Below are 14,604 nucleotides of genomic sequence, written 5' to 3'. Positions count from 1 at the left end.
ATAGAGTCACTTGAGGAGCTATTATCTTTAATACGAGAATGTGAACTTAGAAAAAGATCGACTTGATCATTGTTCTCAGACAATAGGACTACCTTTCTATATGAAAGAAAAAGTAAGTCTGTCGATTATTGATTGAGCCCTATAGCTCAATCAACCTTTCCTGTATCCAAGCTGAAATATCAGCAATTTGCTCTTCGCATACACAATGTTCCATCGCGTATTGCTGAAAGCTCGGCGTAAAGCCTTTTTTCTCTAGCGCTTCCACAGCTTGAACCCCTAATTGAGGAACAACAACAGGATCTAAAGAGCCGTGCATAATCGCAATATTCATGCTCTTATTGCTATCGTGTATTTGGATACTATCTTTAGTGGCAAAGTAGGTCGACATTGCCAATAAGCCTGCGAGTGGTTGACGATAAGATAATGCCGCTTGGTAAGCTACTGCACCGCCTTGAGAGAACCCAGCAAGGATAATACGACTTGGTTCTATACCACGCTCAACTTCTCGGTCTATTAGCGCCTGAATAGCATTGGCTGACTCATTGAGCTGTTGCACATCAACCTTTCGTTCGATGCTCATATCTAAAATATCGTACCAGGCGGGCATCACCATACCGCCATTGATCGTGACAGGTATCGAGGGAGAGTGTGGAAAGATAAAACGAACTGCCAAACTTTTAGGGAGATTCAACGCCCTTGCGATAGGCTCAAAATCATGGCCATCAGCTCCTAAACCGTGTAACCAAATAACTGAAGCTGTAGCATTAGAGGTTGGTCCGATATCAACGCTCGGTAAATATTCCATAGTGGTTTTCTTATATCCATCAAAAAGGAATGTTAGTTTACACCTGAGCCCGATACGCAAACACAAGAATTTCAATTAAAGAAGCCCAAGTGATTCACTTGGGCTTCATATCTTAAAATCTTATTTAGCTCTTATGCCGTTTGATAAGTCAACAAGACACTGTTGTCACTGCCATAAGAGTTGCCAGTATAGCCGTCAGCAGCAGGATCATTTTCCCATTCAGATTCGTTAATCAAATAACGAAATTCAAAGTTGCTCTCTTTAGGCAGACGAATTTTTGTTGTGAAGACTTTTTGACGATTTAGCTTCAATACTGTCGGTTGCCACTGGTTAAAATCACCACAGACAGCAACACTAGTTATTTCTGGATCTTGCTTTGGCCACTGAAAAGTCACTTCAACTTCATCTTTTGTCTTAAAGTAACGCTTTGTAAACATATCTCTTCCTTTTGAAAGTTAACCAACTGAAATAATGCAAATAAAATGCCACCCAATACTGAGTGAATTCCTTTATTTATTCTCAATAATCACCTCTAACGAGTACGATTATAGTGCAACTTATTGCATTTTGGTGCAACCCTTGCGATACGGTTCACTGAATTGATTATCCATGACATATCATCAAAAACCCAAAATCTATCTTTAATAGACGACCCATTAGTTTGAATTATTGATTCACGCTATACTTAGGCGACCACCACGCAAACTGTGGGTAGGCAAACATAATCGTGCTAGAGAAAAGACATTGATAAGCAAAGACACACTTTTAAAAAGAGTTGGGATCATTATTGTAGCGTCACTATTTATGATGCTTACTATCATCACCATCGAAGTTTTTTTGTTTAGTACCAAACATCTATCCTCTCCACAAACCGCTATTACAGTAGGTCCTGAAACTCAATTACCTGATACGCCGGTAGGAAGAGAACTTATTCGTATTGGAAAGCTCCTCCATCAAGATTTAGACAAAGCCCATCTAAGCTTATTGGCGTTAGAAGCTGATGAAGCGGCGTCTTGGAGCACAATCGAAAGCATCGTTAACCTACTTCTGAAGCGTCAAATGGCCAAACAGCGAGAGCAGACATCCGTTGTTGTAAGCCTTGATCAGCAACTGTCTCAACTGGCTAACGAGCAGGATATTGATTGGCTAAAGGCGCAGTTACTGATTGAACAGGCGGAAAGCTCCGTTAAAAGCGGAGAGGTCGAGCAAGGTATTGAAAAAATCGTAAAAGCCATTGAGATTGCAGAACGTATTCGAGCCGAGTTTCTATTACTACGGGCCTACAATACTGCTGGCGCACTTTATAATGCCTCAAACAAACTCAAAGCGTCACAGTTCTATTTTTACAAAGGTCTAGAGCTTGGGAAAAAATACCCCACCAATGAATATAATGGACGTTTTTACAATAACCTAGGGCTACTCTACGTTCATCTAGAACAATGGGAACCCGCACTAGAATACCTCAAACAGGCTTACGTTATTTTCAAAGCCAGTGACAATGCACCTAATGAACGGTTATTGGTTGTTCTGTTTAACCAATCTTTTATTTATAACAAACTAAACGATCCCATTAATGCCAGACAAGCGTTTCACCTTGCATTGTCTTACCTTCACGATGACTCTAGTGATTATTACCACATTCTAAAATTAAAGGTCGAGGCTCGCCTGCTTATACTTGAAAATCAGTACCAAGCAGCACTAGACACATCTGTGCAATGTCAAAACCACCCAAGTATCAGCCGCTACCCTAAACAAAATGGTATCTGTCAATTTATCTCTGCCAAAGCGCTCATGTCACTTGAATCGTATTCAGAAGCCTTAGACTCTTTGGAGCAAGGCATTACCACGTTTACTCAAATTAGCTATGAGCGCTGGTTAATTCGAAGCTATCAGGCCAAAGCTGAAATCTATGAACAGCTTAATCGGCCAGCAGAAGCATTAAAGATTTATAAAAAATATAACGCGAAAGAGCGCGAGCAATTTGTAAACGAGATTTATGCTTTGGAATTTGCTTTTGACACTCAAGAAGTTCAGAAAGAACGAGATTTGCTCAATGTACAAAATAAACTCAATGCGCTCCAACTTGGAAAAGAGAAATTACGATTTCGTATTCTTTCTATCTGGGGAGCGATTGGCCTACTTGTCCTTGTATTCGTGATTCGTAGTACACTTAAAGTCAGCAACCGAAATATAGAGTTACAGCAGCTTTCCTATCAAGACCCACTCACCGGCGTCAATAACCGCCGTTATTACCAAAACCAAATTGAATCAGGGTCCAAACTGGAAAAGGGAACACAATATCGAGTCGTCCTTATCGATCTCGATTGGTTTAAAAGTATTAATGACACCTATGGCCATGATATTGGTGACAAGGTTTTGATCACAACAGCTAAAAGGTTAAAACAAAAGATCAATGGTGATGAACTACTGATTCGCTGGGGTGGTGAAGAGTTCTTGTGTTTGCTCAAAGAGAGCGAGGATATTGAGTCTCGAGTTCGATCTTTATTGGAATTAATCAGTGGCGAAGCCTATGTCACTAAAGCTGGAGAGCTGACTATTACCATTTCAGTCGGCAGCAGTAAGCCTAATACTATTGATACACTTCGACACGACACCTCTCCGTTCGTTGAAGCCGATACTTTCTTATATCAATCAAAACAAAACGGACGAAACCAAGCGACGTTTCCATAAATGGCTGAGACACTAGCTCAGCCACTTTGTCCTATGCTCTTGATCCTATTCCTGCTCCTTACCCGCTATTAGAGGTATGAGGTATCTATCGACTCTTCCTTCACCCACCCATTAGAAACCACCGTCTATACTCAATGAACCTCTATCATTGGAGTTCACTATGTTTTCCCATCTTTTTATTGCTCTACTTCTCTCAACGACTCAGATCAATTCTGAAGAATTGCAAAAGCTCTATACGGAAGACACCGAAATTGACTACAGCGATCTTGTTGTTGATGTTCACGGTTACAAAGTCCCTACCCGAACGGCATTTCGTGGTTGGATGCTGCTCAACCATGCCGAAGACAAAGTCATGAAGATAGGAAAACAGCTAAGAGATGCAGGGATTACGCGTAGCATGCCGCTTCATTTGATTCTATTGCAAGGAACGGATTGGGTAATGAGCAATACAACGTTATTTACGCTTCCAAACGCCAAACACCTGCCCAACATGATACGTACTCTCACCTTTATTCAAACCCATATTGAACCTGAGATCGGGGTTGTGATTCCTGTTTCAGGTGAACGAACAGACCTATACAACCAACAAGCTGGAGGGGCGCTACGTAGCAAACATTTGGAGTTTTGCGCACTGGATCTTGTACCGGCCTCAGACATTTCTCGCCCAGATTTACATAAGAAGCTAAAAACAATTCACGCTAAAGTCGGGCCGAAACATAATGTAGGATTAGGGCTCTATTCTGGTGTGCGTTTTCACATTGACACCTGTGGATATCGAAGCTGGTAGAAAAACACACATAGGTCATTATGACCAACTTTAATCTATGTCATTATTACATAATTTAAATCAAAGAAATTTATATGCCCATGATAATTAAGAACTTTAAAGGTTGGCATGGATATCGCAATGTAAATAGTAACTATTATTACTTAGGTGATTACTATGACAAATACGACTCAGCGATTCCAAACTCTACTTACTGCTTCTAACATTGTTTTGGCGCTTACATTTATCGCAATGATCGCCAGTATAATCATTGCCTACCCGCTGGCTGAGCAGTTTAGCTTGCCTGTACAAATTGCGGCTCACTTAGGCACTATTGTTATCGCTGCGTTTTTGAAAATCAGCTACGTCACTCGCTGCTTAGCTCAGTATAATTTGGGCCTTGAAGTTCGTTAGAGCACTTGCTAAAGGGATGTTTACAGATTAACACTACTCATTAAGCGACCAACCCAAGTGATCTCTCCAGACTCAATAAGATCAAAAATAGTGAAAAACAGCGCACAAATGATCGTGAGTTTAAAAAGACGAATAAAGATAAACATACCGAGCCTAGTAAGTGGATAGTTGAAAGTTCCAGTAGCTTACTGGCTGCAATAGAAAAGGCAAGAACTCTACTCTATTACCTCAATAGAATGAGTAATGCCTTATCAATTAAGCATCTGTCCTTAGCATATCCAAGAGTTGTTCAAAGTTATTAATCACGATATCTGCTTGGTGCTTAAACTCACTGTCGCCGTCTCTGTCAAAAAGACACGCGAGCATATTGGCATTTCGGGCTGCTTCTAAATCAAACTTGTAGTCACCCACGTAAACCAGTTCGCTGACATCTAACTTTAGCTTGTTAGCAAGAATATATAGCCCTTCAGGGCTGGGTTTAGGTGAACAATCTTCTCGTGTGAGCATCAAATCAATCGGCAAGGACAAGTTCGTAAGCATCATTTGGCTTGCTTGCCTTATGTTTCGAGTCAGAATAGCCGTTGGGTAACCATCTTTATGCAATGTACTAATAAGCTCTAACGCTCCAGGCATTAAACTCGCTGTTTTGGCCGCTTTCATTTCAAAATCGAAAACCATTTGATTGGCTGCGACTCTTTCCGTTTCGCTCTCTATTTGATCGATGAATTCAAGAATCGGCTCTCCAGTAGGAAAGCCAAGTTGTTGGCGTAGTTGATGAAAGTCGAGCTTAGAGTCCACCAGCGTGCCATCAAGATCGAAGAGTACTGCTTTAATATGAGAAAGGTTCATCGTGACTCCAGAGCAAACTCGTCAAAGACATCTGTTCGCTTCATTAGCTATAACATTAACGAAAACAATATCGTACTTCCACTCTACGCGGATTAGAAACGTTCGCAACACGATATAAACCATTATTAGCCATCTTTCATAAAAGTGTAAGCAAAGGTTAATAGGTGTTAGTTAGCATTGTTTGTTCATACCGATAGTAGACTTGTTGACTAGAGTTTAATCACTAAGCCAATTAAGACTAGGGCAATCATTAGCTAAACTGGAGGTTACAATGGAAAAGTACTGCCCAAACTGCCATACAGAATTAATCAGTAGAGCCGATGTTCATGTCTGTCCAAGGCATGCTATCGGAGACTGCACTTATGATGCCTACCAACTTAATCTCAATACGCACGCTGAAGCACCTCACATTGAGGGGCACAGATCTTCAGAAACAGCGGTTAACTAGCGCACAGTTCAAATAATTAGAGAAGAAGTCTAGAAGGTAGATCTCTTCTCTGTTAAGCCGGCTGACCACTCATGTCTAAATATAAATATCCAAGTCACGCATAACCTGACCATATCCGCCAGCCATTAAACCGATAATCTTTCCACTTTCGACTTCAAGTTCGACCGAAATTAAACTCGTAGAAGCAGGCTCCATATAGGTGCCCTGTTCGATATGAAATGTGTTTTGTTGAGCACCGAGATAATCATGTAAATAGCATGCCAGTGGCCCTGCAGCCATACCCGTTGCTGACTCTTCTTCTATAGCAAATCTCGGTGCAAACATACGAGTTGTTGCGTCTTTATCCGTTACAGTTTCATCGACTGTGTAAACATAATATCCAATCAAATCCAGCTTTTCGCTAATCTCTGTAATCAGTTCAAACTTAGGGGTTATATTTTTTAGATCTTCACCACTTCGAACCCCAATAATCATGAAACTATTCCCAGTATTGACCAGTGTAATCGGTACGCTCAAATTCAAGCTCTGTTTGGATATGTTTAAAGATGCAAGAACATCGGCAATAGTGACACCCTTCGATATCCAATCATTTTCTTGGTAGTAACTCGGCGCTAATTGCTCCATGTAAGCCGCACCATTTTTAATGAGTATCTTTCGCGGCCCATCCACTGTTTCTTTACTTGAGCCACCTTCTTTGAGCACACCACTTTCAGCCAAATACGAGAACGTCGCGATGGTCGCATGCCCACAGTGGGCGATTCGACGATTTGGAGTGAAAAAGTCCAACTTAAATGCTTCGCTTTGCGATTCAGACACAAAAGCCGTTTCTGATAATCCAATTCTCTGAGCGATATTCAACATATCCGATTCAGAATAATTATCAGCATTTAGCACCACCCCCGCGGGGTTACCACCTCGCCCGTTAGTTACGAAGCCATTCACGATGTGCGCTTTTATATGACGTTGTTCAGTATTCATGCTATTCCCCTATAAAGATTTCATCTTATTGCTCGAAATAATTGTTGTTAGGAATAATAGATAGGTTCGACTACTATAAATACTCATATAAACATGAGTTGAATTCATGAATAATAATGAAGAGAAATTGCTCATTCGCCTGAGCCAAGCAGCACCTATGCTGGCCGCTATTGGCGAGGAACTGAGTTTCACCAAAGCCGCAGATACACTCAATATTCAGCAATCAGCCGTGAGTCATCGAGTTCGCTCGCTAGAGCAAGCCCTAGGCATTACTCTCTTTGAACGCACGACAAGAAAGCTCGTTCCAACGGAGGCAGGACTCGTATTATGTCGCGCAGCGAAAGAATCACAATCGATATGGCCTAAAGCACTAGATAATCTACGTGACCTTCAGTCTAACGCGCAGATAAAGCTCTCACTCTCTTCCTCGCTCGCCATGAAATGGATGATTCCGATACTGCGTCATTCATACTCACATGACCTTAATATATCTCTCAATGTGAGTGACAAGCCTGTGAACTTTGATCATGAACCTATCGATGTTGCCATTAGGTTTGGAATCGGTCCCTACCCTGGTTTGCACTCTACACGCCTGAGCCGTTGTACGTTGCAACCCGTCGCAAGCCCTAAGTTGATTAGAACCTTTGAGCAAGATGTTAAATCGGTGGTTGTTAGTCACGAAACCATGCTATTAGGCGATCGCCTAGGAGAAAAAGACCAAACTCAATTCGATTGGACTAATTATTTTGAAGGAAGCACCTATGATGTTGAGGTATCAGATCTCTCTGTGCATCGATTTGATCGTGCTGATTTAATGCTGCAAGCTGCCGTCAATGGCATTGGGGTTGCGTTGGGTCGAACCCTGCTCATTGAACAAGATATAAAATCAGGTTTCTTAGAGAAAGTGGGGCCAGCGGTTACTATCCAATCCGGTTATTGGCTCGTATGTAAACCAAGCTTTGCTGAGAGTCAGCGATATGAATCTCTTTGCCATTGGCTCAAGGAAGAGATTAAACAAACCATTTGATGAGTCATGCAGCACCTGTACGTACAAAGGCGCGATTAAGTTAGAGCTATTCCGTCGCGCTTTTTACTCCACAACCTTTAATTACAAGTTGTGTTAAGAACTCTGCTGCATCTGCATAATCTTCAGTATCTAACGTTTCTTTTTCCATCACATTACAGATTTGCCAACTAAAATCAGCGTAGGTTTGTGTCGCCGCCCATATGGTAAACATCAAATGCTGAGGAGGAACAGGGTCCATTAGTCCCTTCTCTGACCATGACGTAAACTTATCAATAATCATCTGTGATTGCTTAAACAGCTCCTCGCCAACTTCAAGGGGCAATACTTTTGCACCCGACATCACTTCATTAGCAAATACTTTTGAAGCGTATGGGTAATCTCGAGAAATACGGAGTTTAGTTTGAATATATTGAGTCAGTGCTTCGACAGGGTTGTCTAGATGCTCAATTGGGCGTGATGCCTCTAACAATGGCTGAGTCACCATTTCTAATACAGCATAGTAGAGCTTATCTTTGCTACTGAAATAGTAAAAAACATTGGGCTTCGGAATGTTGGCAGCTTTGGCAATGTCGACCATTTTCGTTGCCGCGTAGCCATTAATGGCGAACTGCTCACTGGCAACTTCAATAATCAGCTGTTGATTTTTCTCTCTAATCCGAGACATGCGTTTACCTATCCATAGGGTCTTCTTTGCCATAGTAATTAATTTGTTTGATAAGTCCAATAGATATAAAGAGTTAAAACTATTTATGGGATAAAGCAGGATGAAAAAATCCCGACCTTGAATCAAAAGCGCCTGCTAAGAAAGAATAGGTGAAGCGCCTATTCACTTCTGCTTCAAGGGACGGGAACGCGCATAAAAGGAGACGAAACTACGCGATTTGCGAGGAAAAATACGAGTGATCGCCTGCCCAAGTAATCACTCTATAGGGGTATCTCGGCTGCGACTATCGATACAGCCAAGATACTAGCCTTCGTTGCTGTCTTTTACTTCAATGATTAATCGACTCTATTTATTACGAATCGAGTGGTCAGAACGATTTTCTATAGCTTTAATCAGTGCTGAGTGGTCCCAGTTTTCACCGCCTAGCGCTGCACACTCACCAAATAGCTCTTGTGCATTCGCCGTATTTGGCAGCGCAACTTTGAGCTCTTCAGCGCCCGTTAACGCTAAGTTAAGGTCTTTCTGGTGAAGGGCGATCTTAAAGCCCGGATCAAACGTCCCTTCAATCATACGCTCGCCGTGCACTTCTAAAATCTTTGAGCTTGCAAAGCCGCCTAATAGAGCCTGACGAACGCGCGCCGGATCAGCACCCGCTTTCGAAGCAAAGACTAATGCTTCAGAAACCGCTTCAATGTTAAGTGCAACAATGATTTGGTTTGCGACTTTCGTTGTTTGACCCGCACCATTATCACCAACAAGCGTAATGTTTTTACCCATCACTTCAAATAATGGTTTAGCAACATCAAATGCGCTTTGGTCACCACCAACCATGATGCTTAGCGTACCACCAACGGCACCGACTTCACCGCCAGATACGGGGGCATCAAGGTATTGAGCGCCACTCTCTTTAACACGTTTAGCAATGGCTTGCGTCGCCATTGGAGAGATCGAACTCATGTCGATAACCAGCTTGCTTGCTGCATTATCACCCAGACCCTGCTCTACACCATTGTCACCAAATAGAACGTCTTCGACTTGCGGGGTATTGGGTACCATCAGGATAATTACGTCAGCCACTTGGGTCGCTTCTTTTGGCGAATGCGTAACGATAGCGCCCGCTTCAACTAGATCTTGCGGCGCTGGGTTAAAGTGGTCAGTAAATACCAACTGATGACCTGCTTTTTGCAGATTTTCAGCCATTGGCTTACCCATGATGCCTGTTCCGATAAATGCAATTTTCATATTCTGTTCTCCATAACTCGACATTGAAATGTTCTATTTAATTCGTCAGTTCAATTATCTGTCTTTGTTTAGTTATACTGATTAAGCCAATCTAAGCCGTCTGTCGTTGTTGTCTTTGGTTTGTATTCACACCCAACCCAACCTGTATAGCCAAGGCTGTCTAGGTGAGCTAATACGAATGGATAGTTGATTTCACCCGTTCCCGGTTCATGACGACCAGGGTTATCCGCCAGTTGAACGTGACCGATTTGAGCGATGTTATTGGTCATGGTTGGCGCCAAATCGCCTTCCATGATCTGCATATGGTAGATGTCATATTGAAGAGACAAATTATCGCTGCCTACTTCTTTGATGATGCCTTTCGCTTGTTCTGTGTTGTTGATGAAAAAGCCAGGAATATCACGAGTATTGATTGCCTCGATAACCATCGAAATACCTTCCGCTTTTAGTGCTTCAGCGGCATATCTTAGGTTAATCACGAGTACTGAATACGCGTCTTGTTCAGTCACACCTTCTGGTGCAATACCGGCTAAGCAGTTGATTTGAGTACAACCCAATACTTTGGCGTATTCAATTGCTTGAGCAACTCCAGACTGAAACTCTGCAACGCGGTTAGGATCCACAGCGATTCCACGGTCACCCGCAGCCCAATCACCCGCAGGTAGATTGAATAGAACCTGCTCTAGCTTGTAAGTATCTAGGTTCTGTTTGATTTCCTGTGCACTAAAATCGTAAGGGAATAGGTACTCAACCCCTTGAAAGCCTGCGTCTGAGGCCGCTTTAAAACGGTCTAGAAAATCAACTTCGTTGAAAAGCATCGATAAGTTGGCAGCAAATTTTGGCATAATCTTCTCCTTGGCTATCGCATATAACACCGCAGTGTTAACCACATTGGTGGAGCCTTATATGCGATAGGTTGTTACTTTTTCTTAATCAGGCTCTCCGCCTAAATAAGAGCTTTACTCGTCGAATGACTACTTGCTTAAGTTATTACGTACCGCTGTTGGTGCGTCTTCCAGTGTTTCAGCAAGAGACTCAAATTCGTTGATGGCATTGATTTCAACACCCATAGCGATATTTGTTACGCGCTCTAGGATGACCTCAACAACAACTGGTACTTTGTGTTTGTTCATTAGCGCTTTTGCGTCTTCAAATGCTTGAGGCAGAAGATCGGGATCTCGAACTCGAATAGCTTTACAGCCTAAACCTTCAACAACGGCGATATGGTCAACACCGTAACCTTCTAGCTCAGGTGCGTTTTGATTTTCAAACGCCAATTGAACACAGTAATCAATATCAAACTGTCGTTGCGCTTGACGGATTAGACCAAGGTAAGAGTTGTTCACTACCACGTGGATGTACGGCAAGTTAAATTGCGCACCCACTGCTAGCTCTTCAATCATGAATTGGAAATCGTAGTCACCCGAGATAGCAACAATAGGACGGCTTGGATCAGCAGCGCGAACACCTAGCGCAGCAGGGATCGTCCAGCCTAATGGGCCAGCTTGACCACAGTTGATCCAGTGGCGCGGCTTATAAACGTGAAGCATTTGTGCAGCAGCAATCTGTGACAAGCCAATCGTACTTACATAACAAGTTTCGCGATCAAACGCTTTGTTCATCTCTTCGTAAACACGCATTGGTTTCACTGGTATTTCTGTGTAGTGCGTTTTACGCAGCATCGTTGCTTTACGTTGCTGACACTCATTCACCCACTGACTGCGATTTGGCAGAATGCCTTTATCACGCCACTCTTTTGCGACTTCAATTAACTCTTCCAAAGCTGATTTTGCATCAGAAACGATACCTAAATCAGGACAGAAAACTCGACCAATTTGCGTTGGTTCAATGTCTACATGCACGAACGTACGATCTTTAGTGTAAACATCCAGTGAACCAGTGTGACGGTTTGCAAAACGGTTACCAATACCAAATACGAAATCTGATTGAAGCATGGTTTCATTACCGTAACGGTGAGCCGTTTGCAGACCAACCATACCGACCATTAGCTCATGATCATCTGGGATTGTTCCCCAACCCATTAGTGTTGGTACAACTGGAACACCCGTAATTTCAGCAAATTGTTGTAGCAATTCAGACGCACCAGCATTGATAACACCGCCGCCCGATACGATAAGTGGATTCTCAGAATCACACATCATCGACATCGCTTTCTCTGCTTGTTCTCTTGTTGCTTTTGGCTTGTAAGCTTCTAGAGGTTGATACGTTTCAATATCAAATTCGATTTCAGCCAATTGAACATCGATTGGTAAATCAATAAGAACTGGGCCTGGACGGCCAGAGCGCATAATGTGAAACGCTTTTTGGAAAGCGCGTGGTACTTGAGCTGGCTCTAGTACGGTTGTTGCCCACTTTGTTACTGGCTTAGCAATAGTTTCAATATCGACAGCTTGGAAGTCTTCTTTATGCAGTCTTGCTCTTGGTGCTTGACCAGTAATACACAAAATTGGAATCGAATCTGCAGATGCAGAGTAAAGACCAGTAATCATATCCGTGCCTGCAGGGCCAGATGTACCGATACAAACACCAATGTTGTCTTGATTTGTACGTGTATACCCTTCCGCCATATGGGAAGCGCCTTCTACATGGCGTGCCAGCACATGATCAATACCTTCTAACTTCTTCATTGCGGCATACATTGGATTAATCGCTGCGCCCGGTACACCAAAGGCAATATCAACGCCTTCTAGTTTTAGTACCTCTACCGCAGCTTCTATTGCTTTCATTCTAGCCATGTGAATCTCCCTTTCGGATTGTATACAATTTAAAACGACTTTGTACACTATGAACCTAAATGAGATTTTGGCAAGAAATAATTTAACATCAAGATAACATCCAATAGCTTTACTAAGTGGTTACTAACCTCGCAAGTGCTGCACAACATAGCTTTATATAAACTATCTTCACGTTAAATTAATTTCACAGAAAATTCGATGATAATAATTTGTTAAAATTACTTTGATTGTTGACTAAAATTACCATATAAGTAGACATGTAAATTTGATTTTGTATACAAAATTCAATCGGTATTGTTTAAGGAGACGAACAATGAATTCACATGACATCGCGGATCGTGCCGAGCTTTCTAGAGAAGAGAGCTCTACGCTGGAAATATTAGAAAAACATAGTAACCCAGAATACAAAGCGATCCTTTCTAAGCCTGCTATCGAGTTTTTACATCAGTTAGTAAAAAACTTCCAAGAACGACGAAACACTTTGTTGAATACTCGCGACTTTGCCCAAGCCGAGTATGACAAAGGTGCTTTGCCAGACTTTCGCCAAGACACTCAGCATATTCGCGAAGATAAAGAGTGGCGAGTAGCCGATATTCCAGCCCAGCTACTTGATCGAAGAGTAGAAATTACCGGACCGATTGATCGCAAAATGGTGATCAACGCGATGAACTCTGGTGCCAAAGTATTCATGTGCTGTTTCGAAGATGCCTCTGCGCCTACATGGGAAAACATGATAGACGGGCAAGTAAACCTTCGAGATGCCAACCGTGGAACCATTAGCTATACCGATACCGCTAAGAACAAGCATTATCAACTCAATGCACAGCATACTCAGTTAATTGCACGTCCACGTGGTATACACCTACCGGAAAAAGGAATTGCCTATAAAGGAGAAGCGATTGCTGGCTGCCTTATGGATTTCGCATTGTACTTTTTCCATAACTACCAAAGCCGATCGGAAAAAGGGCTTGGTGTTTATTATTACATTCCAAAGCTAGAGAGTATGGAAGAAGCGCAATGGTGGGATGATATTTTCCGTTTCACTGAAGACTACTTCAATACAGAACGAGGAACGATTCGTGCCACCGTATTAATCGAGACGCTCCCTGCCGTGTTCCAGATGGAAGAAATTTTATACGCGATGAAAGATCATATCGTGGCAATGAACTGTGGCCGCTGGGACTATATCTTTAGTTATATTAAAACGCTAAAAAATCACTCTGATCGCATCTTACCAGATCGCCATGGCATTGGTATGAACCAGGACTTTTTGAATGCATACAGCCAACTGTTGGTTCGCACGTGTCATACGCGTGGCGCTCTCGCTATGGGAGGGATGTCTGCCTTTATACCAAACAAAGATCCCCAAAAAATGGCGGGGGTGACGGCTAAGGTGATCGAAGATAAACAACGTGAAGTAACCAACGGGCATGACGGTACTTGGGTTGCACATCCTGCTTTAGTTGACCTTGCTATGTCGACTTTTAATAAGTATCTAGGCGGAAAGATAAATCAGCTCGATTTTGAAGGACCAACACACACCATTGACGCTGACTTACTGCTTAAGCCATGCACTGGACGACGTGATGAGCAAGGTGTTCGTAAAAACATTCGTATTGCTCTTTATTATATTGAGTCATGGATTCAAGGTTTAGGTTGTGTCCCTATCTATGGAATGATGGAAGATGCCGCAACCGCTGAAATCTCGCGTGCCAACATTTGGCAATGGATCCATCACGGGATCACATTAGATGATGGTCAACCGTTTACCAAAGAACGTCTACACAAATGGCTCTATCAAGAGCTAGACACTATTTCACAAGAAGTCGGAGAAGCTCGTTATGCTGCTGGTCGATTCAAAGAGACCGCGGATCTTTTCTATGATCTTTCAACAGCAAAACAGTTCGCCAACTTCCTAACTTTACCAAGCTATCCGCTTCTTAAAAGGAGCTAATACCAATCAT

14 protein-coding genes are annotated in these 14,604 nt (G+C 42.4%); 6 read left to right on the top strand and 8 right to left on the bottom strand.

Annotated elements, in window-relative coordinates; genetic code table 11:
• Positions 1-139: 139 nt before the first annotated feature.
• Both KP803_RS15255 and KP803_RS15250 read right to left on the bottom strand, forming a co-directional pair.
• Entirely contained in the window at positions 140-805 is a 666-nt protein-coding gene (locus tag KP803_RS15255; protein WP_248009710.1) for an alpha/beta hydrolase, read from the bottom strand.
• Between the two features lie 131 nt (positions 806-936).
• The gene (locus KP803_RS15250; protein WP_248009709.1) at positions 937-1,242 is read right to left on the bottom strand and encodes an isoamylase early set domain-containing protein; all 306 of its coding nucleotides are present in this window, start codon (positions 1,240-1,242) and stop codon (positions 937-939) included.
• Positions 1,243-1,609: 367 nt separating this feature from the next.
• On the opposite strand from KP803_RS15250, the gene KP803_RS15245 reads away from it, so the two are divergent.
• From KP803_RS15245 to KP803_RS15235, 3 genes are all read left to right on the top strand, one after another.
• Entirely contained in the window at positions 1,610-3,496 is a 1,887-nt protein-coding gene (locus KP803_RS15245; protein ID WP_248009708.1) for a tetratricopeptide repeat-containing diguanylate cyclase, read from the top strand.
• A gap of 160 nt (positions 3,497-3,656) precedes the next feature.
• Complete coding sequence (locus KP803_RS15240; protein WP_248009707.1) at positions 3,657-4,283, top strand: D-Ala-D-Ala carboxypeptidase family metallohydrolase; 627 nt, start codon at positions 3,657-3,659, stop codon at positions 4,281-4,283.
• Positions 4,284-4,439: 156 nt separating this feature from the next.
• The gene (locus KP803_RS15235; protein ID WP_248009706.1) at positions 4,440-4,676 is read left to right on the top strand and encodes a hypothetical protein; all 237 of its coding nucleotides are present in this window, start codon (positions 4,440-4,442) and stop codon (positions 4,674-4,676) included.
• Between the two features lie 255 nt (positions 4,677-4,931).
• On the opposite strand, the gene KP803_RS15230 is transcribed toward KP803_RS15235, so the two are convergent.
• Positions 4,932-5,525: an HAD family hydrolase gene (locus tag KP803_RS15230; RefSeq protein WP_248009705.1), complete on the bottom strand. Its 594-nt coding sequence runs from the start codon at positions 5,523-5,525 to the stop codon at positions 4,932-4,934.
• Between the two features lie 271 nt (positions 5,526-5,796).
• On the opposite strand from KP803_RS15230, the gene KP803_RS15225 reads away from it, so the two are divergent.
• Positions 5,797-5,973 (top strand): hypothetical protein, encoded by a 177-nt coding sequence (locus tag KP803_RS15225; protein ID WP_248009704.1) that lies wholly within the window; start codon positions 5,797-5,799, stop codon positions 5,971-5,973.
• Between the two features lie 75 nt (positions 5,974-6,048).
• Here the strand turns inward: KP803_RS15225 and KP803_RS15220 are convergent, their stop codons facing one another.
• Complete coding sequence (locus KP803_RS15220; RefSeq protein WP_248009703.1) at positions 6,049-6,951, bottom strand: PhzF family phenazine biosynthesis protein; 903 nt, start codon at positions 6,949-6,951, stop codon at positions 6,049-6,051.
• A gap of 106 nt (positions 6,952-7,057) precedes the next feature.
• On the opposite strand from KP803_RS15220, the gene KP803_RS15215 reads away from it, so the two are divergent.
• Positions 7,058-7,978, top strand: coding sequence for a LysR family transcriptional regulator (locus tag KP803_RS15215; RefSeq protein WP_248009702.1), 921 nt, complete (start codon positions 7,058-7,060; stop codon positions 7,976-7,978).
• Between the two features lie 46 nt (positions 7,979-8,024).
• Here KP803_RS15215 and KP803_RS15210 read toward each other — a convergent pair whose 3' ends face one another.
• From KP803_RS15210 to gcl, 4 genes are all read right to left on the bottom strand, one after another.
• On the bottom strand, positions 8,025-8,642 hold the full coding sequence (locus tag KP803_RS15210; RefSeq protein ID WP_248009701.1) for a TetR/AcrR family transcriptional regulator: 618 nt from the start codon (positions 8,640-8,642) through the stop codon (positions 8,025-8,027).
• 345 nt (positions 8,643-8,987) lie between these two features.
• Positions 8,988-9,884 (bottom strand): 2-hydroxy-3-oxopropionate reductase, encoded by an 897-nt coding sequence (locus KP803_RS15205; RefSeq protein ID WP_248009700.1) that lies wholly within the window; start codon positions 9,882-9,884, stop codon positions 8,988-8,990.
• 68 nt (positions 9,885-9,952) lie between these two features.
• On the bottom strand, positions 9,953-10,729 hold the full coding sequence (gene hyi, locus KP803_RS15200) for a hydroxypyruvate isomerase (protein WP_248009699.1): 777 nt from the start codon (positions 10,727-10,729) through the stop codon (positions 9,953-9,955).
• A 129-nt stretch (positions 10,730-10,858) separates the two neighbouring features.
• The gene (gene gcl / locus KP803_RS15195) at positions 10,859-12,640 is read right to left on the bottom strand and encodes a glyoxylate carboligase (RefSeq protein WP_248009698.1); all 1,782 of its coding nucleotides are present in this window, start codon (positions 12,638-12,640) and stop codon (positions 10,859-10,861) included.
• Positions 12,641-12,953: 313 nt separating this feature from the next.
• Between gcl and aceB the strand changes: the two genes are divergently transcribed.
• Complete coding sequence (gene aceB, locus KP803_RS15190; protein WP_248009697.1) at positions 12,954-14,594, top strand: malate synthase A; 1,641 nt, start codon at positions 12,954-12,956, stop codon at positions 14,592-14,594.
• Positions 14,595-14,604 lie beyond the last annotated feature (10 nt).

This window comes from Vibrio amylolyticus, from assembly GCF_023145695.1.
GTDB lineage: Bacteria > Pseudomonadota > Gammaproteobacteria > Enterobacterales > Vibrionaceae > Vibrio > Vibrio amylolyticus.
The sequence above is the reverse complement of the archived record's forward strand: the minus strand, read 5'-3'. Positions and strand labels throughout refer to the sequence as shown.